We start from the raw sequence: 26,064 nt of genomic DNA on the forward strand, positions 1-26,064 counted from the left end.
CATGCTCTATAAAAATTTTACGCGCGTCAACATTTAAAGTCCTGTATAGCGGATTGCGGGGGGTCGTGGGAACTGCAACGGTTGCGCAGCATGCCCTTGGCTTCGGAGGAAAGCTGGAAATGCACGGAAAATCAGAGACAAAGCTCGGCATCGGTGTCATCGGCTGCGGCAACATCTCGATGACCTATCTGCGCAATGCAGCGCTCTTCGGTGGTGTCGAGCTACGCGCCTGCGCCGACATTTCCGCTGACATGGCTGAGCTGCGCGCCAGGGAATACGGCATCCGCGCCCTGGGCGTTGACGCGCTGCTGGCCGACCCCGATATCGACCTCGTGCTGAACCTGACAATCCCCGCGGCGCATTTCGACATTTCGTTGTCAGCGCTCTCGGCTGGCAAGCATGTCTTCACCGAAAAGCCGCTGGCAACCTCTGCCGCCGACGGCCGCCGGCTTGTCGCCGAGGCCGCGAAGCGCGGCCTGCTGATCGGCTCGGCGCCGGACACATTCCTGGGTGCAGCCGGCCGCCGCGCGCGCCGGCTGATGGATGACGGCGCGATCGGCAAGCCGGTGACCGGCACCGCTTTCATGATGGGACGGGGCATGGAGCACTGGCATCCCAATCCGCAATTCTATTATCAGCCCGGCGGCGGTCCGGTGTTCGACATGGGTCCCTACTACCTGACCATGCTGGTCAACCTGCTCGGACCGGTCGAGCGCGTCATGGCGATGGCGACGCACGGCCAGGAGGAGAGGCTGATCACGGCCGACGGGCCGTTCAAGAACACGACATTCAAGGTCGGCACGCCGACCAACATAGTGTCGCTGCTCGAATTCCGTTCCGGCGCCACCGTCACCTTCGGCGCCTCCTGGGACGTGTTCAAACACTCCAACCATCCGATCGAACTGCACGGCACCGAAGGCTCGCTCAGGCTGCCCGACCCCGACACGTTCGGCGGCACCGTTTCGCTGTCGGAGCGTGGCGCCGACTGGGCCGATTTCGCCAGCGAGAGCGAACTCTATGGCGACCGCAACTGGCCCTATTCCGCGCCCGACCGCGCCAATTACCGCATGCTCGGCGTCGCCGATCTGGCGCGCGCGCTGGCCGCGGGCAGAAAGCCGCGCGCCTCCGGTGAGCTGGCGCTGCATGTGCTTGAGATCATGGAGGCGATCCTGGCTTCGGGCGAAAGCCGTGGCTCGGTTGCCGTCAACGGCACGGTCGACCAGCCGCCGCTGCTTGGCGAAGACGAAGCCGCAACCCTGCTTGCCTGACGGAGGTTCGCCCGTGACGCCATCGCCACCGTCCCCGTCGCCCCTAGATCCGGAGGCCCGGCATGTGCTCGAGCTCGGCAGCCAGGCCGGCGCGCCGCCGTTCGAAACGGGAACGCCTGAGCAGGCGCGCCGCGCCTACAATGAAGGCTTCCCGACCCTGCAAGGCGAGCGCGAGCTGGTCGCGTCGATCAGCGAGCGCATCATTGCAGGACCCGGCGGTCCGCTGAGGCTCAGGATCTATCGCGGGCAGGGCGCGCCTTCGGCAGGCGCTCCGGCGCTGCTTTATCTCCATGGCGGCGGCTGGGTAATCGGCAATCTCGACTCGCATGACGAGATCTGCCGCTGGTTCGCCAACGAGGCGGGCGCAGTCGTCGTTTCCGTCGACTACCGGCTGGCGCCGGAACACAAATTCCCGGCGGCAATAGAGGATTGCCGCGCAACGCTCAACTTCATGCAAAGCGCGGCGGACGAACTCGGCATCGAGGCTGCCCGCATTGCGGTTGCCGGCGACAGCGCCGGCGGCAATCTCGCCACGGTGCTCGGCCTGCTCACGCGGGGGGACAAAAATCCGCCGGCAGCGCAGCTTCTGTTTTATCCCAACACCGATGCCGGGCAGACGACGGACAGCTATCGCCGCTTCGCCATAGGCTTTGGCCTGACCGCCTCGACCATGGCCTGGTTCCGCGACCATTATATCCGCAATGCCGCCGACATCGGCGACTGGCGTACCTCACCGCTGAAGGCGGAAAGCCTCGCCGGTGCGCCGCCCACCTTCATCGCCATCGCCGGTCGCGACATCCTCGCCGACGAAGGCGAGGCCTATGCCAGGCGTCTGCAGCAGGCCGGCGTGCCGGTCGTGCTGGAACACTGGCCCGGTCAGATCCACGGCTTCGTCTCGATGGGCCGTCACGGCCCGGCAGCGAGACAGGCGGTTGCCGCCGCCATTGCCGCGTGGCGAAGCTTCGATCCTGCCTTTGGAAAGGCTCAAGCGGACTGACGCATCACCAGGGCGGCGTCGAGGCTGACCTTCGGCGCGACGTTTGCCCTATCCTCGTTGAGCAAAGCGAGCAGAGTCTCGACGCTGCGCCCCGCCATGGCGGCAAAATCCTGCGCGATGGTGGTCAGTGCGGGGCAGGTGTAGCGGCTCAGCGGATGGTCGTCATGGGCGGCGATACGCAGGTCGCAATCGGCCTTGCGGCCGATCTTCAGCCCTTTCGCGAAGGCTGCCGCCATCACGCCGAAGGCCAGGCGGTCATTCGCACACAGTATGGTCTTGCCGGGCAGACCCCCGGTCTTGCCGGGCAGACCTCTGGTCTTGCCCGGCAGGCCGCTGGCCCCGAGCATCTGTTCCATCTGCTCGTAGCCGATGCGCTCGAAATCCCATGTGTAGTCTCGGGTGTCGCCGATAACCACCGGCTCCTGGCCAAGCTGACGCATGGCGGCGACGTAACTGTTCAGGCGCTCCGGCGAATTGTGATTGACATGCGGGATGTCGAAATAGATCGGGGCGTCGCCGGAGCGGCAGAGATAGTCGACGATGGTCGAGACACTCTGGGCATTGTTGTTGCCGACAAAGGGCGTGCCGCCTTCGAGATAGGTATCGAAATAGACGACCGGCATTGTCTGAGTCAGCTTCTCCAGCGTGCGCCGGTCCGAGCGCAAGCCGAGCGGCGCGATCAGCGCGCCCGAAACTTTCAGCGACAGGATGGTACGTGTCGCCTCCATTTCGAGCTCGGTTGAGCCATGCGAGGAGATGACGATCGGCCAGTAGCCCTCGTCGCGCAGCCTGAGCTCGATGCGGCTGACCATTTCGGAATAGAAGGGATCGGTGACCGTCGGTACGACAATGCCGATGGCGCGGGTGCGCTTGCGGTTGAGGTTGCGGGCAAACAGATTGGGCTGGTAGTCGGACGACCGCAACGCCTCTTCGATGCGCTTGCGCGTTGCCGGCTTGACGCTGGTCGGATCGTCGAAATATTTCGACAGCGTCGGCCTGGAGACGCCGCAGGAGCGGGCGAAATCCTCCATCGTCTTGTGCGTCATTGGCATTCAATCCTCGTCTGGCACGCGCCAGAACCTCGGTCATCCCTTGACGCTGCCCACGGTCCTGCAGCCGGCGCGTCCGCCACGCAACGGCAGACGAAATTTACAGGAAACGTCAGTGGGTTCAACGCGCAATGACAGATTATACCGTGCGTAAATTTGTTCAATTGACGCGAAAAATTGTCGCGCATCAAAGTCTCGGTCACAAAGAGCGCTGAAACAGTCCAGGCACCATGACACAACAGATCGATCGGCTTCTTTCCCAGCTTTATCGTCGGCTCGATGCCGCCGCGGTTGTGATCGGCGATGCTATCGATCCGCGCTACAGCGACGACCTCTCCGGCAAGGGCGGCGGCCAGCCCGAACTGGTCTTGCGTCCGCGCAACGCCGCCGACGTCGCCGAAATCCTGCGCCTATGCAGTGGTATCGGCCAGAAGCTGGTCGTCCATGGCGGCCGCACCGGGCTGGCCGGCGGCGCGCGCGTGCAGCCGGGCGAAGCGGTGCTGTCGCTGGAGCGCATGACCGCGGTCGAAGCGCCCGACCGCGCCGCGGCAACCATCATCGCGGAAGCCGGCGCGCCGCTGCAAATGGTGCAGGAAGCGGCCGATGCGTCCGGCCTGATGTTCGGCGTCGATATCGGCGCGCGCGGCACGGCGACGGTCGGCGGCAACATCGCCACCAATGCTGGCGGCATTCGCGTGCTGCGCTACGGCATGTACCGCGCCCAGGTGCTGGGGCTGGAGGCCGTGCTTGCCGACGGCTCGATCCTGACTTCGTTGCGTGGCCTGGCCAAGGACAATTCGGGATACGATCTCAACCAGCTTTTCATTGGCAGCGAAGGCACGCTGGGCGTGGTTACTCGCGCCTGCCTGCGGCTGCATCCCAAGCCCGCCACCGAGGTTGCCGCCTTTTGCGCCCTTGGCTCGCTGGAGGCGGCGATTGCGTTGCTGGGGTTGCTCAAGCAGCGGCTCGGGCCCTTGCTTTCGGCCTATGAGGTAAACTTCTCGCCGCTCTACGGCGCCATGATTGCCGGCATGGCGGCGCCGGCGCCGCTGCCTGCCGGCGCGCCGGTTTATGTTTTGGCCGAGATCCAGGGCAACCAGGCCGAGCTGGACGGCGAGCGTTTCGCTTCGGTGCTGATGCAGGCGGTCGAGGACGGCATCGTCGACGACGTGGTCGTCTCGCAGTCGCCGCGCGAATTCCGTGCGCTATGGGATGTGCGCGAAGAGGCCAACCGATTCCTGTTTGCGATCGAGGGCATGATCGGCGTCGACATCAGCATCCCGTTGGCGACCATGGCGGGTTTCCTGCGCAACGCCGAAGCCGCGATCCACGCCGTCGACAGCAGCGCCGAGATCTACGTCTTCGGCCATCTCGGCGACGGCAATCTGCACTATCAGGTCGACACCACGGAACCGGCGGCCGCCTATGAGATCATCTATCGCGGCGTGGCGGCATGCGGTGGCGCCGTCTCGGCCGAGCACGGCATCGGCCTCGACAAGAAGAAATGGCTGAACCTCGTGCGCAGCGACGCCGAGATATCAGCCATGCGCCGGCTGAAGGTGGCGTTCGATCCGCACAACATTCTCAACCCAGGACGGATTTTCGACATCGTTCGATCGCCAGGAGGGATCTAGCTTGCAGCTGGCGAGAGCAGCGCGTGGAAGTCGACCGTTCTCATCTGCTCGATGCCGTCCAGAGTCATATTTCCCGCGACATAGACGATGATCGCCAGACCGAGCCAGCCGATCCAGCGATACCTGGCAAGCAGCGCCGCCACCAGCGTCGAGGCGACCGCCATCAGAACCACCGACAGGATGAGACCGAACACCAGCGCATTCATGTCGTGGGCGGCGGCGCCCGCCACGGCCAGCACATTGTCCAGCGACATCGAGACATCGGCGACGACGATCTGCAGGATCGCGGTGCGCAGCGCCTTGGCCGGCCGCGCCGTCGCAAGTGCTGCGGCTTCAGTGTCGACGTCCTCGCCGTCGCCGGCCGAGCGCAACTCCTGGAACATGTTCCAGCACACCCAGAACAAAAGCATGCCGCCGACCAGCATGATCCCCGGAATTTCCAGCAGTTGCACCGCGATCACCGCAAAGACGACGCGGATCACCGCCGCCGCGGCAATGCCGGCGATGATCGCCTTCTGCCGCAACGCCTTGGCGAGGCCTGCGGCCGCCATGCCGATCACCACGACATTGTCGCCAGAGAGCACAAGGTTGATGGTGATGACTTCCAGATAGGCGGCGACAGTCGTCTGGTCGAAACTCATAAAGCGGTCTCCCCGGAAGGCTCCGGCTGGTTGCGGGCGCATCGGACCGATGTCTGCGCAAACGCGAAGACAGCTGATTTGAGTGCAGCCCGGCATTGAAACAAGACGCCAGCGCGGCCAATCGGTCCTCATCCACGGGAATTCATCGCCGGGTCGTGATTTCCGACCAGAAATGCCCGTCCCAGAATGCCCATCATGGAAGGAAGACAAAAGCGTTCCGCTTGCCTATCAATATTGCCGACCAAAGGAGAGACGAGCATGAGCAAGACGGCACTGATTTTCTGGGGCGGATGGGAAGGCCACACGCCGGCTCGCAGCGCCGCTGTCGTCAGCGAGATATTGACCGGGCATGGCTTCGAGGTGCGGATAGAAGAGGGCACATCCGCGCTCGCCGATCCGCAGCTCCCGGTCATCGATCTGATCGTGCCGGTGATCACCATGTCGACGATCGAGAAACCGGAGCTGCAAAACCTCACCGCCGCCGTCAGCGGCGGAACCGGCCTTGCCGGCTTCCACGGCACAATGGGCGACAGTTTTCGCAACGAGCCGGCCTATCAGTTCATGACCGGCGGCCAATGGGTCGCGCACCCCGGCGACATCATCGACTACCGTGTCGACATCATCAGCGACGATCCGATCGTCAGGGGTATCGAGGGTTTCGCCTACCATTCCGAGCAGTATTACATGCATGTCGACCCGAGCAACGAGGTGCTGGCGACGACGACGTTCAGCGGTGAGCATCTCGACTTCATCGACGGCGTCGTCATGCCCGTGGTCTGGAAGCGCCGCTACGGCAAGGGCCGCGTCTTCTTCAGCGCGCTCGGCCACACCGCGGATGAGTTTTCCGTCCCGCAAATGCGCACCATCTTCGAGCGTGGGGTGCTGTGGGCCAGCCGATCGGCCTGATCCCGGGCTTGGCGTCAAGCTGAGCGCAGTGGGACGGATTGCTTATAGCGATCTTCCAGTTCCGCGAAGCGGCGCTCCCGACACTGCTGGGGGCGCGCTGGCGAAGGAATCGCCAATGCCATGACACTCGAGCCGTATCGTTCGACGGGCGGCTTTTCGGAGGATTGGATGGCGTCGGGATACGGGAAAGTAGAAGACTCTAATTCTCTCTGAATCCTCGATTGAGCGAGTCGCGAACCGGCGCCAGCATATAGTCGAGCAGTGTGTGCTCGCCAGTCAGGATCATCACTTCGGCAGGCATGCCGGGCGACAATTTTACGTCATGGAGGTTTGCGAGGTCAGCCATATCGACTTTGATCTTGGCGAGAAAATAGGGTTCTCCGGTCCTCTCGTCCGTCAGCCGGTCGGCCGATACCGAGGTGAGCAACCCGTGGATTTGGGGAAGATGCCGTGTTGGATAGGCTGACAGCACAACGCGTGCCGGCATGTCCGGATGCACCATGTCGATGTCCCGCGGCTTGATCCGTGAATCGATGACCAGGTTGGACTCATTCGGAACGATATCGAGGAGGGGCTGGCCGCTGGAAATCACGCCAGATTCAGTTGTGACACGCACGTTCATCACTGTTCCCGCGATCGGCGCGACAATGTCAGTCCTGGCCAGCACATCCTGACGCGAGGGTAACAGGCTCCGCAATTCGGCCAGATCGCCGCGCACCTTGCCAAGATCCTCGTTCGCTTTCTCACCATCCTGTTGCCGCAAATTGAGAAGCTGCAGCTCGGTCTCGCCGATCTGCTGTTCGTTGCGCGCGACCTGCGACCGGTTCGACGCCTGGCTCGCTCGGATGTCGGCCTGGGCACGCTGCAGCGCAAGGATCCGCGGCAGGCGCTCCAATCCCTTTTTGTACATTTCCTGTGCCGAAGCGATCTCGCGGTCGATCAGCCCCAGTTGCTCCTCCTCGGCTGCGATCACTTCCCTGGACCCGGTGATTTGCTCCTCTATCTGCCGTATCCGCTTGTTGAGGATCTGCTCGCGCCCCTCGCGAGTGGCAAGGCGGCTGCGAAGCAGTTCCTGCTCTTCAGCGGCCACTTTCTGCCCGGCCTGGTTGTCAGCCGATGTCAGTTCCTTGGGAAAAATGATCTGATCTTCTCCGGCAAGCTCCGCACCCAAGCGCGCTTCGACCGCCAGCAAGCGAATGTAGCGCTCATGCAGCTCGTCGTAGCGGCCCTGTGCATCGGTCGTCTTCATGCTTATCAGAACCTGGCCCGCTGTGACCTTGTCGCCATCCCGCACGTGGATCATCCCGATGATGCCGCCCTCCAGATGCTGAACGGTCTTCCGGTAGCCGTCCGGGCTGACGATGCCGGGGGCCACGATGGCGCTGGCCAGGAGGGCCACGTCTGACCAGAGGGCGATGCCGCCGACAAAGAACAGCGCGGAGAAATAGCCGAGTATACGCGCTGGACGCGTCCGGCGATTCAGGTCGCGCTTGCTATCGCGATATGCAGACGAACGCCGCCGGACAAGCCCGACAAGCACGAGCACGAACAGCGCGGTGGCAGTTGCAGCCAGCGCGGCGCGCGCCGGCACGTCCAGGCTGTCGAAACGGTTCGAAGCCGCCGCAGCTAGATCTCCAGCAGCGACAACTAACCTGTCCAGCACGTCACGCAGGCTGGCCATCAGCATGTCCATCATCTTCGACAGGTCGCTAAATCGGTCGCTCATGGCTCACTCCGCCGCCTTCAATTTTGCCGGAACGACGACGCTGGTCTTGTCTTGCCCGGACGACGGCACGGCAGTCGGTTTGCGGTGACCGCCCAGCGCGCCCAGCACCTCGTCGCGCGTGCCGAACATCTTAACGGTGCCGTCGTGCATGAAAACGACATGATCCGCCGTACGCAGCAGGTTCGTCTGGTGGCTGACGAGAATGACGGTGCAGCCCCGTTCCTTCAAATGGTGAAGAACATTGAACAGAGCCATTTCACCATCGCCGTCGAGGCCAGTGTTCGGTTCGTCGAGCACGACGAGCGCGGGATTGCCGAATAGCGCCCGGGCGAGAGCGATGCGCTGACGTTGGCCACGCGAGATTCGCGCCCCATGCGGCCCCACCTCCGTTTGATAGCCATTTGGCATCCGCAATATCGTCTCGTGGATACCTGCGGCCTGCGCCGCGGCGATCACTGCGGCACTATCGACATCGCGCAAGCGCGCAATGTTGTCGGCGATCGTTCCCGGAAACAGCTCGACCTGCTGCGGCAGGTAGCCGATGTGCATTCCAAGCTGGTCCGAAGGCCAACTCGCGAGCTCTGCGCCGTCCAGCCTTACATGACCGAGCGAAGGCCGCAACGTTCCCACCATGAGGCGGCAAAGTGTGGTCTTGCCGGAACCCGACGGACCAATCACGCCGCAGGTCTCGCCGGCCTCGACGTTGAAGGATACTTTGTTCATCAGGGCCTGCTGTGTACCCGGCGCATGGTAGTGTGCGTTCTCGAGCCTTAGCCGGCCTTGCGGGCGGGGTAAGGTCACTTCACCGCCCTGCCTAGAATTGGTGTCCGCGAACAGGCGCATGAGGTTGCGACGCGCGGTGCGAGCGGTAACCAGGCTGCGCCAGGCTCCGATCGAGCGTTCTATCGGCGCAAGCGCGCGGCTCAGCAGTACCGATGCCGCGATCATCGATCCGGCCGTCAGTTCGCCGCGCAAGACAAAGTAGGCGCCAAGTCCCAGCACGGCCACTTGCAGGGCCATGCGCAGCGAGCGCGACAGGCTCCCGATGCTGGTCGTGCGACCGAGAAGTTGCGCCTGGATGGTCATCAACGACTGCTGCTTTTCTTCCCAGCGCTGCAGCGCCGAGCCCGACATGCCGAGCGAGCGCAACGTCTCAGCGCCATCGATGTATTGGCCGGCCGCGACCTGGTTGCGACGCAGCTCTGCCGACGTTTCCTGGCTCCTGCGGCGGGTAAAGAAATCATTGGCGAGCGCGCCGCAGAACAAAAGGATCGCCCCGATGAGTCCGAGCACGCCCAGTGCTGGGTGCAGAAGCCACATGAACGCCAGGAAGACGGGCGTCCACGGCGCGTCGAGAAAGGTCAGCATGCTGTCGCCACCGACGAAACCGCGCAGGTCCGCTACGTCCTTCAGGCCGGCCTCGACGTTGCTACCCGCGAGGCGAGCCTCCATGGCTCGTTCGATCACCGGGACGTTCAACTGGTCGTCGAGCCATTGGCTGATATGGCCGAGGATCATGCGGCGGGCTTGTTCCAAAAGGCCATAGACGGCGATCGCGCCGATCACCGCCAGGGTGAGCCACACCAGCGTGTCGATCGACCCGCTCGACAGCACCCTGTCGTAGATCTGCAGCATGTAGACGGTGCTGGCGAGCATCAGGACGTTTGCAAGCAGGCTGAAGATGAGCAGGGCGGGCGCCTGGCGCCGGGCCAGATGCATTACCTCTTCGAACTGCGGTCTTGGCTGCGGCACGGCTCGCCCCCCATTGTGATGCTTTGGATTGTGCCGGCCGGGCGCCAGGAAAGGCGCCCGCCCGGTGTCGGGTCAGATGATGCCGTCCGGGGCGTCGACATGGACCGAGAACGTGTCGGTAAAGCTGTCATTGTCGCCGTCGACGAGATTGGCCGTGAAATCCAGGTCGAGCGGCGCCGGGTTGGACTCCTGCTCGAGCGAGAACTGAATCACGGGGATCTTGACGGTGCCCACGCCCATGATGAGCTGGACCGCCTCGATCTGCTTCGCGCCGCCGTCGATCTCGAAGTACTTCCCGCCCTCCGCGACGTCAGGAATGAGCGGGTCGTGGCGCGGGGCATTGCTGAGCATGCCCGCCGTCACGTCGGTAGGACCGCTGACGGTACCGTCCGTATAGTAGACGATGTAATAGAGGTCTTCCGTAGCCGGGTTGTAGCCGCCGACGGAGTTGTCGATATAGACCGTGACCTTATCCACGTCTTGCTGGGGATTGACCACGAAGCTCTCGTCGCCCGAGGTGATTGAGGTGCCGGCGAACAGCGGGGTACCCCCGCTCTTGCCGTCGAGGTTGTTGTTGTTGACGCCGATGCCCGAAGTCGACACGTTCATCTTCGATGAGCTGTTGATCAGGCTGGTGGCACCATACCCCTCCAGCGTTGCCTCGGTAGGGTCATTGTTGACCAGGTCTTCGATGTCGTTCGGGAAACTGCCCGCCCCATTCTCCAGGGGAGCGGTCACCAGATTGCTGAAGAAAATGACGTCACCGTCGTGACCGGTCGGCGGGAATTGCAGCGTCTGCACCGCGTCCGGACCGCCCGCCTTCAGCGAACCCTGTGTGGTGTCGAAGGTCGTGATCGTTCCGGGAGGGGTGTCGACGTCAAGGTCGTAAGTGCCGTTGACCGGATCGAAGGTCAGTGTGAAGTCCACGTCTTCAGCCGTGCCGTCGCCGTTGAAGTCATCGTGGATCGAGCCTGTGAAGGTGTAAGGGTCTGCCGCGTCCGGTGTCAGGGATAGGCCCGACGTTACCGTCGGGTTGGAGTCGATTGTATAATCGTCCAGCGTTACGCCCAGCAGGTTGAACCCGTCGGCGCCTGGGTCGTGCGTCCAGGTGCCATGGGCGCCACTGTCGTAGTCACCGGTTGCGTTCTCCACAGCAATTGCCGGCCCGGTGTCTTCGAAGGTGAAGGCACCGCCTATGTCGACCGAGGTGTGCGCGCTGTCGCCGTCGCCGTCGGTTGCGGTTGCGGTCAGGCTCACCAGGTTGGCGGCAAGGATGACCGGAGTGTCCGCCTCTACGGGATCGGTTGGATCGCCATGGACAACCGCACGCGACTGGTCGAGGGTCACGTTGCCGTCGGCATCGACCGAGATGCGGAACACCTCATCCGTGCCGGCAGTGCCGACGATGTCGCCGCCGACAACATTGAGAAGCACCTCAAGGCCGCTGAGCGTATCGAACACGCCGCTGGCGACGTTACTGCCGCCGCCGAGTACATCCAGCGTGTAGGTCACATCGTCGGTGGCCGCTGGTCCATCGACGCCAAAGTTCGGCGTGAACAGCGCCGCGAAGCTGGTCGAGTCGTCGGTAACGAAGTCCGAATCGCCGACCACCAGGGTCGGTACGTCATTGCCGGACGGCACGATCGATGGGCCGTCATCGTCGAAGTTGATCAAGGAGCCGACCTCTGCGCTGGCGACGTTGGTCTGATCTGTGCCGAAATGCACTTCCTTGACATCGAAATAGTCTTTTTGCTCGTCAATGTTCTTGATAGTGAAGCGGTCAAAGGTTGCGTCTGCGGTGAAATCGACCGTCACACCCTCGCCGACATTGTGAAGGATCACTCCCAGGTTGGTGTAATCAACCGTGATGCCCAGGGTGGCGGCATCCGTTACCACGCCGTTCAGCTTGAAAGTCACTGAGGCGATGTTGACTTCCGCATCGTTGTCATCACCCGGTAACGTGGCGCCTTTCGCGTTGTCATCATTGTTGTAGGCGTGGACCTCTATGTCAGCCACGGTATGGGTCGGAGTAGACTGCGAAATCGAGAAACCCGCGGTGGAGACGGTCTCGATGTGATCTGTGTAGTTCGGCGCGGTCGGCGTATTGGTAAAGTTCTTGCCGGCGCTCTGGGTGCCGCCGTTGATCAGGTCGATCTGAAGCTCACGGCCAAAGCGCACGTCTTGTGATGAGACGCCCAGGCCTTGCGTGCTGACATTGACTTCAGCCTGTACGCCATTGTCATGAGCCGTGACCAGGATCTTCTGCGTGCTCGCCGTGTCAGCGTCGAGGATATACCACTTGTTGTGTCCGGGAGGGGCGTCACCAAGCGAGCTAAAATTCAGGACGCTGGTCCCGGTGACCGAGGCGTAGACTAGCTGATCCAGATCGATTAGATCGACGTCCGCGTTGTCAGGGTCCGGATTCATCAACGCCACGTACTGGACCAGGTACAGGTCCGCGTCGCCGTCCAGCGCAAACGAGAAGGCGAGGGGATCGAGTAATGGATCGGGCTCGCCAACTGAGGTCGGGTCAGAGGTCCCAATGACGCCGATCACGACGTCTGCATTGTTCGGGTCCTGGAACAGCCAGACATAATTGCCATCGACCGTCCGGATGCCGGTGACCGCGCCGTCGGTGGGTGAAAACGCAGTTCCCGAAGAGTCCTGGGCGAGAACGACCGAGGTGATGGTCTCCCCTGGGTCCGCAGAGGCCACCACGAAGTCCTCCTTGAAGGCGACCTCCAGCGCGGTGCCAAGATTCAGCAGATATTGCAGCGTGGTGTTGGTGCTGTACAGCGGATCGGATGGGTCAATATCATTGTCCGTGAGGCCAGCGCTCTCATCGATGATGATGTCATGAGCTGTGATGTCGATTGCCATGGAGATTCTCCCCTTTTTCAATACATCGAGAAAAGGGTATTCACCCCCCACCCGATGCCGGATGCACCTACCCCAGGGCATCCGCTGACGCGCAGAATTGCGGTCTTTTATCCTCCATTGTGCCGCTGACGCCGAGCACGCGTCCATTCGCGGTTCGATAGTGTTATGGTGAATGCCCCTACCTGATCGAACGATATACATCCTTCGATAGACCGGGCCGCGACAGGCGCTCGCGGGCAACCGTGTTGGTTTGGTGGATGGATCGATATGCCGTGGGTTTCCGGCCTGTTGCCGGTATCCTGTCGACGCAGTGCCAGCTGACCGAAGGGAGGAATCAAAGCCCGCTTTTGTGGCCTGGTCCCAGATGGTCGGCGCCGTCGCCAAAAGTCGCCCAGGCGAGTTCGGCCCTGCTGCCGAGGCGCAGCTTCTCGTAGACGTGATGCAGGTGCATCTTCACCGTGCCTTCGGATACATGCAGCCGCTGCGCGATGATCTTGTTGCGCAGGCCGCGTGAAACAAGGCCGGCGACTTCCGTCTCGCGTCCAGTAAGCTTTGGCGCGCGCTGAGGCAGCGATCTCGGCGTCAGCAGATGCTGGAGGATATGGTCGTCGACCCACTTTCGGCCGCCTGCCACTGCATTGGCGCATTCGACAAGGTAGCTGTGGCTGATGCCGTCCATCAGCAGGCCGTCGGCATCGAGCTTGGGGATTTCGTTGAAGTCGAATCCGCCGTTTGGCTGCAGGATGTAGATGATGCCCAAAGGGCTGCTGGTGGCTCTCAGCCTTGCGGAAAGGCCGGCCGTCTGCCGGTCCACACCATCCAACCCTATGATGACAAGATCGGGCCGGTGGCGCTCCACCAAGGGGAGAACCTCAATCGTGTGGTGGCATTCTGCGACAACGCTGTGTCCCGCCTTCCGCAAAACCCACTCCAGACCGGCGAGATACACCCCCCGCGGGTCCGCGACTACCAAGCTCGACATGGGAACACGTCCGTAAAAAACGCAACGAACTTTGTTTAATATGTCAAGAAACCAGAGCTTCGGTCGATTGTCAAGGAGTTGCTAATATTGTAGTATATTCAAGGCTATGAATGCATTTTTTCTGCGTTCGACAGGCCCGCCGAAGCGCTCGTGATCGCGCAAGGCGCCTCTGGATTTGACGCCTGTTAAGCTGCCAGTGATGACGGATTTTTGAGCTGTCTTCTCCCCTTGGGCAGACAGGCGGAGCTACTCGCAAAGTCAAATCATATGTTCTATGCTCGCTGGCATCACTGCGTTCGACAGCCGTGATCGGAACTGAGGTCTGTTGTCCTGAGGCGGGGCATCAATGTTCGAGGTCGGCGGATTTTTTCGGCAACGAATGCCGTTCTCAAAGGGCCGGCGCATCGTCGGCGCCCTTGCTCTCGTCGCCGCTGTATTCGGGCTGTTGCTGCTCGCACCGGAAGTGGCGAATGCGAAGCCGAACTGGACGCTCGATCCGGCGAATTCGACGCTCACCTATCAATCGGTGAAGAAGAACACCATTGTCGAAACCAACAAGATCAGGAACCTCTCGGGCACGCTGACATCGGATGGCGCCGCCAAGGTCACGTTCGACCTCAACTCGGTCGACACCGGTATCGACCTTCGCAATGTCCGCATGCGCTTCCTGTTCTTCGAAACCTTCAAATTCCCGACGGCGGAAGTGACGGCGAAAGTCGATCCCGCCGCTTTTGCCGATCTCGCCACCAAACGGCGCATGAGCGCGCATATCCCGTTTCGCCTGAGCCTGCACGGCGTCGACAAGGACCTTGAGGCCAATGTCGTGGTCACCATGATCACCGACAGCATGGTGTCGATCGCCTCGGAGGCGCCGGTCGCCGTGCATGTCGAGGATTTCGGCCTGTTGCCCAACATCGAAAAACTCCAGCAGGCGGCCAATGTCAGCAGCATCGTCCCGACGGCTTCGGTGTCGTTCGACTTCGTCTTCGCCGCTGATGGCGCCAAGCCTGCGGCCACGCCTGCCGTCGCGGCCGCAGCCCCAGCCGATGCCGGGCCGGTCGCCACAGATGCAGGCAAGACGTCCTTCAGCGACGATGAATGCCTGAACAGGTTCGAGGTGCTGTCGCGCACCGGCGCCGTCTATTTTCGCCCAGCCAGCGCTCGGCTCGATGAAAAGAGCCGCCCGCTGCTGGCCGAGGTGGTCGGCGTCGTCGGCAAATGTCCGAAACTGAAGGTCGAGGTTTCGGGCCATACCGATTCCGACGGCTCGCCGACGGCCAACAAGAACCTGTCGGAACGGCGCGCCAAGGCGGTCGCCGACGCGATCATCGCTGCGGGCATTCCATCGGCGCAGATCACGGCTTCCGGCTATGGCGAGGAAAAGCCGGTGGCGCCGAACGATACGCCGAAGAACAAGGCGCTGAACCGGCGGATCGAGTTCTCCGCCACGCCGCTCTCCAACTGAGCCGGTCCTTAACTGAGAAGGCCCGTCAACCGAAAAGGAATCCGGTGCGTTTGGACATGATTGCAAGTTGCGGCAACTTCATGCGCGGCATCGGCCTCGCCGTGCTGGCGCTTGCGTTGACCATGACCATTACCATGACCGCGGCCAGTGCCGAACGCCGCATCGCCCTGGTGCTCGGCAATTCCCATTACCGGAACGCGCCGGTGCTGCCCAATCCGGTGAACGATGCGCAGGCAATGTCCGATCGCCTGAAGGGGCTGGGCTTCGAAATCGTCTCCGGCCTCGATCTCACCAAGGCGCAGACGCAGGAAAAGATCGCGCAATTCGCGCGGCAGGTGCGTGGCGCCGATATCGCGCTGTTCTTCTATGCCGGTCATGGCCTGCAGGTCTCGGGCAGGAATTACCTGCTGCCTGTCGATGCGGCGCTGGAGGACGAGACCTCGCTCGACTTCGAAGCCGTGCAGGTGGACTTCATCCTGCGGCAGATGTCGCGCGAGACCAGCATCAGGCTGGTGTTCCTCGACGCCTGCCGCGACAACCCGCTCGCCGATGTGCTTGCCAAGGAGACTGGCGGCGACAGCACGGCAAGCAGCGGCCTTGCCGAAATACCGATCGAGAATGGCGGCGCCGGCACGCTGGTCGCCTTCGCTGCCAGTCCCAACCAGCTCGCCTATGACGGACCGGGCGAGCACTCGCCATTTTCGGCGGCGCTGCTTGCCCATATCGGCGAGGTCAACGTCTCGATCACCGAAGCGATGAACCGGGTTACGTCGGATGTGTTCAAGGCCACAGCCGGACGCCAGCAGCCCTGGGTCAACGTTTCGCTGACCACCGATGTCGTGCTTCACAAGGTCGATCTCAAGGCGCCGCTGATCGTCGGCGATTCCGGCGCGGCTGCGCCCGAAGGCGATACGCAGGCGCGCACCGGCGCGGCCGCCAATCCGCCGGGTACGGACGCCGGCGAGCAGGCGCTGGAACAGCTGCGTGAGGAAATTCCGAAGCTGGGCTCGGACGCGCCAGTCCTTTTCGACGTTCCGGTCAATTTCGGCGACCCGGCGATCGACGGCAAGAGCATCGCCCAACTCATCCAGGGCAAGCCGCACTTCAGTCCGGTCGAGGGCCTGGAAAAGTCCGTCTGGGACAACCAGTGCAGCAACTGTCATCAATGGACCGAGGAGCGGCTGTGCGACCAGGCCAAGACCTACGTCACCAATGATGCCTCGGTGTTGCGCCTGCAACACCCGCTGGGCACGCGCTTCAAGGTGGCACTCGGCAAATGGGCGCAAAACGGCTGCAAATGAGACCGCCAACAATGGGTTGGATCAGATTTCAATGAAATCTCATCACGATCCAGAGCAATCAGGCTCGGCGCAGCGCCTCGGTTTCGGCCAGATGGATGCCCATCTCGACAAAGGCGGTGAGCACGGAGAAACGGTCCGCCACCGCAACCCGCGCCAGTCCGGCCAGTATGCCGGCATTGACGGCATGCGCAGCCGGCAGCGGCCGCAGCCTCGACCCGTTGGTCTGCGGCGTCAGGCCATTGATGTGCCGTTGCGCCGCTAGCGCGATCCAGCCGGCAGGCGTGTGCTGCTGCGTCATCGCCGCCCCGGCGACAGCCTCCCGGCGGGTTGCATTGTTGGGGTCGCCGACCCACTCCTGGATCAGTGTCAGCGTTGCGAGGTCCTGCTCTTCGAGCAGCTCGGTCAGATGCCCCAGGCACTCATGGCCCCACCAGATTGCGGCCCGGTCAGGCAGGAGATAGGCGCAAAAGGTAATCGCTTCCTCGGGGATGCGCCCGGCCATCAGCCGGCGGCAGAACTCGAGCGAGGGTTGGTCGGTCGGAACGGCCGTCATGTCCCGGGCGACAGCCGTGTTCGCGGCGAAGAGATCGCGTGCGGTCTGGAATCGAAGCCCGTTGACCATCGCTGCTGTTATCCTCCCCCAGCCCTCACTCAACCCGCCTGCGAGGCGCGGGTCAAGTCTGTCGACCACCACATGTCCATGACGTTGTTCACAGACAAACGCCTCACGGTTTGGTATATTCCACAGCCGACCGTGATCTCGACAGATCATTGTCGAACAGGAAGAGTTGGCCCGGATCCATGGATCGGGCCTGAGTGAAAATCGGATGCTCGAAACGGGAGTAACCGTTATGCAGCGGCACATTTCAGTCTTGGCATTGGCGACCGTGCTTTTCTCGACTCACGTCTATGCCGACCCACTTCAGAAATCGGAAGACATTGTGAAGTTCTTTGCCGGCACGATCGATCACGGCGCGGCACGCGGGATTTGTGTCGGCACCGAGGACGAGTGCAAGAGCAAGACCGGCCAGAAAGAAAAGCCCCCGGAGAAGACCGGCCTCGATATGCTGATCAATTTCAGCCTGGATTCGTCCGAGCTCGACGCCAAGGCGCGCAGCGAACTCGACGAATTCGCCAAGGCGCTGAAGGACGATCGGCTGAGCAAGCTGTCCTTCGTCGTCGAAGGCTATACCGACGCATCCGGCTCGGCGACCTACAATGAAGGCCTGTCGCAGCGCAGGGCGCAATCGGTCACCGCCTTCCTCGAATCCAACGGCATCGAATCCACCCGCATCAAGGCGGTCGGTCTCGGCGAGGCCAATCCACGCAATCCCGATCCCTACGATCCCGTCAACCGGCGGGTCGAGATGCGGATCAAGGCGCAGTAGCTTCGCCGGCTGCGTCTTCCGGCCGTCGTCAAACACAACGCCGCGCGTCCAACGGACACGCGGCGTTTTTATTGTTTGACATGATCGATCAGTTCTTGAGCACGCCGCCGACCGCTACGCCGGTGCCGAAGATCAGCGCCTTGGTCAGGAAATCATTGTTGTCCCGCGGCGGCGGCTCATCCTCGCGCACGACCTCCCGGTTGCGCCTTTTCTGCACGAACTGCTGTTGTCGGCGCGGCTTCTGGGCGTACTGCTTCTTGCGTGGCTTTTCCGCCACCGGCTTCAGCGTGCGGGCCTTCTGCACCACCTGTTTTTTCGGCTTGTCCACGCCGGCCTGGTCGGCCTCATGCTTGGCACGCACGGCCTCCATCATCGGATCCGTCTGGATAACCAGGAACGCCAGTTGCTCGCGCGTCAGGAAAGTGGTCGGAGGCAGCCCGTTCCCCTCTTGCCAGTCGCCGATCGCTTGCCGGGTCTTGGCGCCGATATTTCCGTCGACGCGGCCAAGCTCGTTGCCCAGCGCCTCGACGCGCAATTGCAGGTCGATGCGGCCCTGGCGATCGAGACCGATCGCGTTCTCCGTCGCCTCGGTGCCCAGCACCTTCTTCATGTCGTCCGAAATGCCTACCGAGGTGCGCACGGCAGAACCCGAGTTCGCTTCTTCGGCAGCAAGCGCGGCGACTTCCCGTTCCTGGGCTTTCGGATCGTTCAGCGCATCGATGTTGAGCCGCGCCACCGTGGCGAAGCGGCCATTCGGGAACTGTTCGAGATAGGCTTCGTAGAATGGCGCGGTGTTGCGCTTCGAGGCCTCGTCCCAAAGCCGCTGCTCGACTTCCCACGAAGGCGGTTCGCTGGTGACGGGGGCAGGGACGGGCGCTGTCGCGGCGTTCGCGTCGTCGGCGGCCGGTTTTGCCACCGGCACGGCTTGGGCGGCCGGTTTGCCAAGGAAAACCTCGCGGCCCAGCGATGCGTTGTGCCATGGCCGCTGGCGGCCTTGCGTGGTCTCGGCCACTTCGCCGCGCACCCGCGTCAGCGCACTCTGGATCTCGACGCCGGGTTCGGTCAGGTGCCGGGCGAGCGCGGTCGAGTAGGGGCTGTCGACGCCGTTGCCGTCAAAGGCGATGGCGCCCGGGTCGGTGGCATAGGCAATCAGGATGCCGCCGGTGCCGACGCCCTCTGATTTAGGGTCGATCGGCGCCAGGCCGGTGCCCAGCGCGGTGGAGCGGGTCTTCGGCATCGCGGCCGCCAGTGTGCGTGCCAGCGGATTGTCGCGGCAGGCATCGAGGATGATGACGCCGACCGCCGGGTCGGGCGGCAGTGCGGCCATGAAGTCGTCGATCTGGACGGTGCGGGTCTTGAGATAGGCAGGTGACGTCAGTTCGGCGTCGACCGGGATCAAAAAGTTCTTGCCGTCGACTTGCATGCCGTGGCCGGCATAGAAGATGACGGCGAGGTCGGCATCGTAGGACTGCTCGGTGAATTTGCTGATCAGGCTGTGCATGCCGGCATTGTCCTGGTCGACGCCCTCGATCACCTCGAAGCCCGCATTGCGCAGCGTCGATGCGATGAGATGCGCGTCATTGGCCGGATTGGGCAATTCGACGGCATGGACGTATTTGCTGTTGCCGATGACCAGCGCGACGCGTTTGACGCCACCGGCATCCGGCGCCGCCGCCTGGACGGTGCCAAGCGCGGTCAGCATTAACAGAAAAAATCCGCTCAAAAGGACGGCAAACGCTTTCATGGGATCGGCCCTCCGCCCCAATGGGGCGCGTTATTGATGGCTGCGCATGCTAGATTTCACCAGCGACTGTATCGCTTCTGCCAAAATGGCTCTTGGGCGTATGTGATCCCAGCCACAGTTTTGGTTCACAAGGACCCAAAAACCTTCCCAAATATCCGCAAACATACCATTCGCCGGCCTCAGAACCAATCGGCTTGGCGAAAGCCGGGGCGAACTGCCAGCTCTAGCCCGGCTCAAGAGTATTTTGGATCGAGCCGACCAGTGCCGTTATCGCCTGCTTGTATTTTTCGAACTCCGGCGATGTCTGGCGGACTTCCGTCGTCGTCGGCTGGCCCGCATCGGTGGTGGCGGGCGTCGGCAATTTGCGGCCCATCTTCCGTTCCGCCCAGTCGACGACGTAGCTGGCGGTCTTGCCGGTAAGAAATGGGTTGGCCTGGATAACGGACGATCCGAGCACGGCGCTCAACTGCGCCGATCCCGGCGACGCCAGCACCTGATGTGCGCCTTCCATGCCGAGGAAATGGCAGAGATAGAGCCGGCCGGCGGTAATCTGATGGCCGCGCGCCTTGAGATAGGCTTCGCCCTCGCGCGCCAGATTGCGCACCATCTCACGCGAGATGGTGGCGTCGTAGCGCAAAGCGAGCAGGTCTGCGGTCGACAGCGATCGCGCGAGTTCGGGACGATAGGTGTTCATCATCCGGATCCAGGTCTTGGATATGAACTGGCCGGCGCCTGTCGCCGAAGACAGCGGGTTCTTGGCCCGCGCGCTACCGCCCGATTCGACGTGGACGATACGGTCGGTCAGCGTTTCGACGGCGGGATCGCTGGAAGTGACGGCGATTGCAGCGGTCACTGTTCCGAGCGGATCGATCGCCTGACCGCTTTGATAGAGTTCGAAATGCAAATGTGGCCCGGTCGACAGGCCGGTGGTGCCGATATAGCCGATGATGTCGCCGGCCTTCACCTTGGTGCCGACACCGCTGGCAATGGCGAATTTCGACATATGCGCGTAGCGCGTCTCGCGGCCGCCGCCATGGGCGATCTTGACCACATTGCCGTAGCCGCCGCCGTCGCCCTGGAAGATGATCTCGCCGTCGAAGGCTGCGGCGATCGGGGTCCCCACGGGTGCTGCCCAGTCGACGCCTTTGTGGATGCGAACAACGCCCAGGATCGGATGCTTGCGCGGCCCGAAGGTCGACGTCATGACACCGTTGACCGGCGTCACCATGCCGTTGGCCACCGTCAGCGAGCGCACCTGGTCATCGCCCGAGACGCAGGAAAACTGGCCGTCGCTCTGCTGGAAAACGAAACAATCGAGGCTCTTTTGCGTGCCTTGGATGCCGACATAGAGCACCCGTCCGTCGGTCTCGTTCTTGCCGCGCGGCGTCTGCGAATAGATCAGCACAAGGCGCTGGTCCTCGCTGGCGAAAGCATCCAGATCCTGTCCGCGCGACAGATACATGATGGCTTCGCCGATGATGCCGCTCGGCACATTGTTGCGGGCCGCCGTCGAGTAGATCGCGTCGAGCAGGCGGTATTGCCGTTTCTGCGTGCCTTCGGTCTCGGCGCCCGAATAATTGAACAGGTCCTCGCGCACCCACGGGTCGACGCCCGACACGAAGGCGCCGGCCGCGTTGCGTGTCAGCGTGCCTACAAAGACGTTCCTGGCGTAGATCGAGACCTGCATCAGCGACATCGTCGTGGTCTCGCGCGTCGGCCTGAAGCCGCGCATCGCCACGACATAGCCAGGCTGCAGGCCGTCCTTGTCGAACAGCGCCTTCAGCGCCTCGCCGGCAAGCTTTGCGTCGTCGGCGGAAAAATGCGCATCGAGCGCCACGCTGTCCAGGCTGCGGTCGTTGAGGATTTTCACGAAAATGTCCTGGGTCGCCTCGAAGCGCTGGTATTCCGAGCTGACGGTGGCAACGCTGGTGTTGTTTTCGACCGCTGTCTTCTGAAAGGCGGGGAGTGCTGCTTCGCCCTCATCGATGGTCTCGCCCCAGCCGGCCTCGGGGTCATCGGCCGCCGTCGATGCACCCGGAGAGGTCTGCGGGTCAGGAGCTGGGCCGGAGGCCGCCGGAGCCCCGTCCGCGCCGGGCGATGGTTGAAGATCGTTCTGCAGGTCATTCTGCGGATCGTTGGGTTCGGCGGGTGGCGCGACCGCGGTCTTCCGCTGCGCCTGAAAGAAAGCGAAATCCTCTTGCGTCGAGGGGATCGTCGTCATGAATTTTTCGCTGGCGCTCAGCATCACGTCGGAGAGAACCATGATCTGAGGGGAGATGCCGGCCTGGTCGAGCTCCGTCGGGCGCGGCATCCCGCGGCTCTTGGCGGCGCCGGCTTCTGGCGCCAGTGTGATCCACATCGGGTCGCCGGCAAGGTCGATGATGGCCGGCACGTAGACCGATGCGTCGGCCGGTACGTCGTCCGAGCCTTCGACGGCGTGCAGTTCCTCGTCCTCGTCGCCAAACGACCAGTAGTCGGCGGTGAGATAAAAGCCGGTGGCAATCGCGGCGAGGACGATTGTCGCCAGGCCAGCCGCCAGTCCGAGCCAGATCCTGCGCCTGCGCAGCGCGGCGCGCGCCTGCTTCTTTGCTTTGAAGCTGGTGTCGATGCTGTGCGTCACGGCGCGCTTCCGGTCAGGAAGAAGGTCCAGCGCACCTGTTCCTGCGTGTCGACTTCGAGAAACTTCGCCGCGATATGGCCGCGCTGCCAGCATTCATCGATGCCGCGGATCGAGAACCGCCGCCGCTCGATGCACATGTCGGTGGAGCCTGCCAGAATGGCGTGGCCGAAGACATCCGTCGCGTAGATGTAGATGTAGCGGTTGGTCAGCTCCTCGCGGATGACGTTGACGCATTGATTGGCGCCGATGGTCCACCAGCCATCGGTCTGGTCGGCATCGTCGACCTTCTGACCGACGGCAAGATTGACGACGTCGAGCGTCTGGTTGCAGACGGTGAATTCGGCGCGCGCCTGCCCGGTGGAAAGAAGCGCCAGCAACAGCGTCGCGACCGCGCTCGCGGCGAGCTTCACGCGCACGTTCCGGGCAAGCAGGACGGGATCTCGGCGACGGCGTTGCATCGGCGTCGGTGCTAGCCGCCGAGGCGGAAGTATTTGGCGGTCGCCGAAAATGCCGAACTCCTGGCGCCGATCTCGTCGAGTATCCTGGGCAACAGCACCGAGGCCGGCGTCGGCGTTGTGAAGTCCGCCGCCTTAATGTCCTGCGGCCCGGTGATCACCATGATGATCTGCGGCAACGCCTTGCCTGCCGGCTTGTCGGCGGCGCCGAGCCCGATCGGGATCGAGAAGGTCGCCTTGTCGGCTTGTACGACAACATGGTCGTCGAGGTTGAAGGCGATGCCCCTGTGGTCGATCAGGAACACGCTCGACACCAGCCCGCCATGCGTCACCAGCGTGCCGTCGATCGGCGAGCCGTCCGGCACCGATGTCTGGTCGAGGACAAGCTGCGGCCTGTCGGCCGTGCTCGCGCCCATGAAACGCAGGAAGCCGGTGATCCCGCATTGCGGGGGCTGGATAAGGCGGACGCTGATATCCGGCTCGACATGGAACTTCGCCTGGAATTCCCCAAGCAACTGTTCGAAGGGTGGCACCGACGTGCCGAAGCCCTCGATCGCGACACCCTTGTCGGCGGCCGACGTCACCGTCGCAAAAAAACAATCACCACCATTGAAGGCGCGTACCCAGGTGACCCGATCGGCGGCCGCATCGGCCGGTGGCGGCACCTCCGGCTTGGGCACGTTCATGGCAATGTCGGGCTCTGCCGGCTTGTCGGCCTGCTCACCGCTGGCAATATCGGGCTGGCTCGGCTTAGGCTCCGCGGTCGGTTCAGGCGCCTGCGTGTCCGGCTTGGGCGCCTGCGCGGTCGGTTCAGGCGCCTGCGCCTTGGGCTCGGGCGCTTGAGCGGTGGGTTCCGGCGTCGGTGCTGTGGGTTTGGGGGCCTCGGCCGTCGGTTCAGGTGTTTGCGTGGCCGGCGCTGTCGCCTTGGGCTCTACCGGCGTGCTGACAGGCTCCGGGTTCTTCGCGGCATCGGGCTTCGACGGGCCGGATGGCGGTTGCAGCGCGACGGTCTTGTCGGTTGGTGCGGCCGGCAGCGGGCCCGTAGCGCTCGACGCGACTGGCGGCGTCGGCTGCGGCTCGACCGGCGCTTTGGCCTGATCTTCAGCCGCAGTCTCCGCTGGTTGCGGCTTTGGCACCGTCTTCTCGACCGGCGCAGTGTCCGGAACGGGCTTGTCAGCGACGATCGGCTTTGTCAGTTCGGGTTGGAGCGGCTTGCCGGTGTCGGTGACGCGAGGCCGGTCTCCGAATCCCACGATACCCGATGCATAGAGCCCTCCAAGCGATACCACGGCCACCGCCGACAGCACCGCGATCGTCAGATTTCTGCCTGTAGTAGCACGCTTCGGTGGTGTGCTTGCTCGCTTGGGAGTTTCAGCAGCCGGTTTCGGGTGCGACAGGTGCGCCGGGCGCACGTGCGGCACGAAAGACGGCTCCGCCGTGCCGCTTGGCGGGGCCGAACCGAAGCCTTGGGCCGGCGAGTTCCCGACCTTCGAGACAGGCCCTGCGGTCTGCCCGGTTCGCGGCAGACCGGGCCGGGGCGCGAGCGATGCCGGCGGCAAGGTCGCGTCGCTGTCGTCGCGCGTCAACCGGGCGATTTCGGCCATGCTGGCCGGTCGATCATCCGGGTCAGGCTGCAGCATCGCTTCGACAATGTCCCTGAAATCGGCCTCGATGCCGGAGAGATCAGGGACGGTCCGCCGTTTTTCGACGATCTCGTATTGCGAGCCGCCCATATCGATCGGCTTGCCGCGCAGCGCCGCCGCCAGCACCAGCCCCAGGCTGTAGATGTCGGACTGTTCGCTGACCTCGCCGCCATAGAGCCCGAGTTGCTCGGGGGAGACGTAATTGTATTTTCCGGCAAACTTGCCGCCGATCAGCGTCTCGCCACCGACCGCGGCCGATCGCGCAATGCCGAAATCGATGATCTTTGCCCGCTCGACCCGGCCGCCCGGCAGGATGATGTTGTCGGGCGACAGATCGCGGTGGATGGCGCCGGCCTGGTGCACGGCGCTCAGGCCCGAGGCTAGCCGGTGGCACAGTTTGCGCACATCCGGAGTCGCCATCGCCCCGCCGCGCATGACGTCGTACAGCGACTGGCCGTCGACGAATTCCATCGCCAGATAGGGCCGCCCGATGCCGGGATCTATGGTGAAGACGTGGTAGCGCACGACCGCGTCATGCGACAGATGGTTGAGGATCGAGGCTTCCTTGCGAAACAGCGACAGGATCGTCTGATCGCGGGCGAATTCCGGCAGCACGATCTTGATCGCGACATGATCGCCGGTCTGGATGTTGTGGCCGCGATAGACTTCGCCCATGCCGCCCGACGCGATGCGTTCGTCGAGCTCGTAGATGCCGCTGAGCTGCGTGCCGACGCTGGTATCCGCCATGTTGGGCAATAGCCGGGTCTTGTCGTCGGAGCTCATCGGTCGCGGCCTTCTGCTCGGGACAGGCCATTGCCTTTGTCTCTGATCTTGACCAGAACGATGGTGACGTTGTCCGTGCCGCCGCGCTCAAGCACCATGGAAAGCAGCTTTTCGCAGGCAGCCTGCGGCGCTGCCGAGAGCACTGCAGCCGCAATCTCCGCGTCACTGACATGCGCCGTCAGGCCGTCCGTGCTGAGGATGAAAATGTCGCCGGCAAGGGTCTCTCCCTGCTGGAAGTCGATGGCGATTTCGTCGTTGACGCCGATGGCGCGGGTGATGACGTTGCGGCGCGGCCAGTTCTCCGCTTCGGCCGCGCTGATCGCGCCGCTGTCGAGCAGTTCCTGGACCTCGGTGTGGTCGCGCGAAATCTGCGAGATCGCGGCGTTGCGCACGAGATAGACGCGGCTGTCGCCCGACCACAGGCAGGCGAACCTGCCGTCCATGGCCAGCAGTGCGGCAACGGTGGAGCCGATGGTCACGCCGCGTGAGCGCGAAATCCGGCGGATCTCGGCATGCGCCCGGTTCAGCCGATCCTCAAAGCGGGCGCGCAGATCCGGCGCCGAACTGGCGATGCCGATCGTCGCCAGATGCTCGACAATGCTTGCCGAAGCGACTTCTCCGGCCTCGTGCCCGCCCATGCCGTCGGCCACCACCCAGAGGCCGATCTGCGGCTCGACCAGAAAGCTGTCCTCATTGTGGTCGCGCACGCAGCCCTTGTGGCTCACGCCGTAGCTCTCAAAGGCGGCATCGTTCACTTGCCTACGCTCCGCAACGCCTTGGCTGACGTGCCTGGCCAGTCTGCCACAGCCCCATTCATTAGAGTATCGAAA

Annotated in this window: 19 protein-coding genes; 7 read left to right on the top strand and 12 right to left on the bottom strand. The window is 63.2% G+C overall.

Features of this window, described 5'->3' with window-relative positions; genetic code table 11:
- Window positions 1-119 precede the first annotated feature (119 nt).
- Both AC3EML_RS11885 and AC3EML_RS11890 read left to right on the top strand, forming a co-directional pair.
- Entirely contained in the window at window positions 120-1,268 is a 1,149-nt protein-coding gene (locus tag AC3EML_RS11885; protein ID WP_352521208.1) for a Gfo/Idh/MocA family protein, read from the top strand.
- A 64-nt stretch (window positions 1,269-1,332) separates the two neighbouring features.
- The gene (locus AC3EML_RS11890; protein ID WP_352521209.1) at window positions 1,333-2,265 is read left to right on the top strand and encodes an alpha/beta hydrolase; all 933 of its coding nucleotides are present in this window, start codon (window positions 1,333-1,335) and stop codon (window positions 2,263-2,265) included.
- On the opposite strand, the gene AC3EML_RS11895 is transcribed toward AC3EML_RS11890, so the two are convergent.
- Window positions 2,253-3,317 (bottom strand): LacI family DNA-binding transcriptional regulator, encoded by a 1,065-nt coding sequence (locus AC3EML_RS11895; RefSeq protein ID WP_031200553.1) that lies wholly within the window; start codon window positions 3,315-3,317, stop codon window positions 2,253-2,255. The genes AC3EML_RS11890 and AC3EML_RS11895 overlap by 13 nt on opposite strands.
- A gap of 227 nt (window positions 3,318-3,544) precedes the next feature.
- Here AC3EML_RS11895 and AC3EML_RS11900 point away from each other — a divergent pair, with 227 nt between their 5' ends.
- On the top strand, window positions 3,545-4,948 hold the full coding sequence (locus tag AC3EML_RS11900) for an FAD-binding oxidoreductase (RefSeq protein ID WP_352521210.1): 1,404 nt from the start codon (window positions 3,545-3,547) through the stop codon (window positions 4,946-4,948).
- On the opposite strand, the gene AC3EML_RS11905 is transcribed toward AC3EML_RS11900, so the two are convergent.
- Window positions 4,945-5,589, bottom strand: a complete 645-nt coding sequence (locus AC3EML_RS11905) for a YjbE family putative metal transport protein (RefSeq protein WP_352521211.1) — start codon at window positions 5,587-5,589, stop codon at window positions 4,945-4,947. The genes AC3EML_RS11900 and AC3EML_RS11905 overlap by 4 nt on opposite strands.
- A gap of 258 nt (window positions 5,590-5,847) precedes the next feature.
- On the opposite strand from AC3EML_RS11905, the gene AC3EML_RS11910 reads away from it, so the two are divergent.
- Window positions 5,848-6,495, top strand: coding sequence for a ThuA domain-containing protein (locus AC3EML_RS11910; protein WP_352521212.1), 648 nt, complete (start codon window positions 5,848-5,850; stop codon window positions 6,493-6,495).
- A gap of 199 nt (window positions 6,496-6,694) precedes the next feature.
- Here the strand turns inward: AC3EML_RS11910 and AC3EML_RS11915 are convergent, their stop codons facing one another.
- The 4 genes from AC3EML_RS11915 to AC3EML_RS11930 form a co-directional block, all read right to left on the bottom strand.
- Window positions 6,695-8,221, bottom strand: coding sequence for an HlyD family type I secretion periplasmic adaptor subunit (locus AC3EML_RS11915; protein WP_023732210.1), 1,527 nt, complete (start codon window positions 8,219-8,221; stop codon window positions 6,695-6,697).
- Between the two features lie 3 nt (window positions 8,222-8,224).
- On the bottom strand, window positions 8,225-9,940 hold the full coding sequence (locus AC3EML_RS11920) for a type I secretion system permease/ATPase (RefSeq protein WP_023726319.1): 1,716 nt from the start codon (window positions 9,938-9,940) through the stop codon (window positions 8,225-8,227).
- Window positions 9,941-10,045: 105 nt separating this feature from the next.
- Entirely contained in the window at window positions 10,046-12,853 is a 2,808-nt protein-coding gene (locus AC3EML_RS11925; protein WP_023726320.1) for a DUF5801 repeats-in-toxin domain-containing protein, read from the bottom strand.
- A 334-nt stretch (window positions 12,854-13,187) separates the two neighbouring features.
- Entirely contained in the window at window positions 13,188-13,667 is a 480-nt protein-coding gene (locus AC3EML_RS11930) for a response regulator transcription factor (protein ID WP_245260719.1), read from the bottom strand.
- Window positions 13,668-14,214: 547 nt separating this feature from the next.
- On the opposite strand from AC3EML_RS11930, the gene AC3EML_RS11935 reads away from it, so the two are divergent.
- Window positions 14,215-15,300 carry an OmpA family protein gene (locus AC3EML_RS11935; protein WP_245260718.1) on the top strand — a complete coding sequence of 362 codons (1,086 nt, stop codon included), beginning with the start codon at window positions 14,215-14,217 and terminating at the stop codon, window positions 15,298-15,300.
- Between the two features lie 56 nt (window positions 15,301-15,356).
- Window positions 15,357-16,601 carry a caspase family protein gene (locus AC3EML_RS11940; RefSeq protein WP_352521303.1) on the top strand — a complete coding sequence of 415 codons (1,245 nt, stop codon included), beginning with the start codon at window positions 15,357-15,359 and terminating at the stop codon, window positions 16,599-16,601.
- Between the two features lie 58 nt (window positions 16,602-16,659).
- Here the strand turns inward: AC3EML_RS11940 and AC3EML_RS11945 are convergent, their stop codons facing one another.
- A complete protein-coding gene (locus AC3EML_RS11945) occupies window positions 16,660-17,223 on the bottom strand; it encodes a DUF6931 family protein (protein WP_023687008.1) in 564 nt (187 codons plus the stop codon).
- 229 nt (window positions 17,224-17,452) lie between these two features.
- On the opposite strand from AC3EML_RS11945, the gene AC3EML_RS11950 reads away from it, so the two are divergent.
- Window positions 17,453-17,989 carry an OmpA family protein gene (locus tag AC3EML_RS11950; RefSeq protein WP_023732205.1) on the top strand — a complete coding sequence of 179 codons (537 nt, stop codon included), beginning with the start codon at window positions 17,453-17,455 and terminating at the stop codon, window positions 17,987-17,989.
- A gap of 88 nt (window positions 17,990-18,077) precedes the next feature.
- Here the strand turns inward: AC3EML_RS11950 and AC3EML_RS11955 are convergent, their stop codons facing one another.
- The 5 genes from AC3EML_RS11955 to AC3EML_RS11975 form a co-directional block, all read right to left on the bottom strand.
- Complete coding sequence (locus AC3EML_RS11955) at window positions 18,078-19,691, bottom strand: caspase family protein (RefSeq protein WP_352521213.1); 1,614 nt, start codon at window positions 19,689-19,691, stop codon at window positions 18,078-18,080.
- A 265-nt stretch (window positions 19,692-19,956) separates the two neighbouring features.
- Window positions 19,957-22,353 carry a M23 family metallopeptidase gene (locus AC3EML_RS11960; RefSeq protein WP_352521214.1) on the bottom strand — a complete coding sequence of 799 codons (2,397 nt, stop codon included), beginning with the start codon at window positions 22,351-22,353 and terminating at the stop codon, window positions 19,957-19,959.
- A complete protein-coding gene (locus AC3EML_RS11965) occupies window positions 22,350-22,811 on the bottom strand; it encodes a DUF1036 domain-containing protein (RefSeq protein WP_023667922.1) in 462 nt (153 codons plus the stop codon). The genes AC3EML_RS11960 and AC3EML_RS11965 overlap by 4 nt, the downstream gene beginning before the upstream one ends.
- Window positions 22,812-22,822: 11 nt before the next feature.
- A complete protein-coding gene (locus AC3EML_RS11970) occupies window positions 22,823-25,234 on the bottom strand; it encodes a serine/threonine-protein kinase (protein WP_488505219.1) in 2,412 nt (803 codons plus the stop codon).
- Window positions 25,231-25,989, bottom strand: coding sequence for a PP2C family protein-serine/threonine phosphatase (locus AC3EML_RS11975; RefSeq protein ID WP_023714861.1), 759 nt, complete (start codon window positions 25,987-25,989; stop codon window positions 25,231-25,233). Before AC3EML_RS11975 ends, AC3EML_RS11970 begins: the two co-directional genes overlap by 4 nt.
- Between the last annotated feature and the right edge of the window lie 75 nt (window positions 25,990-26,064).

The sequence above is a fragment of the Mesorhizobium sp. P170090 genome, from assembly GCF_057786115.1.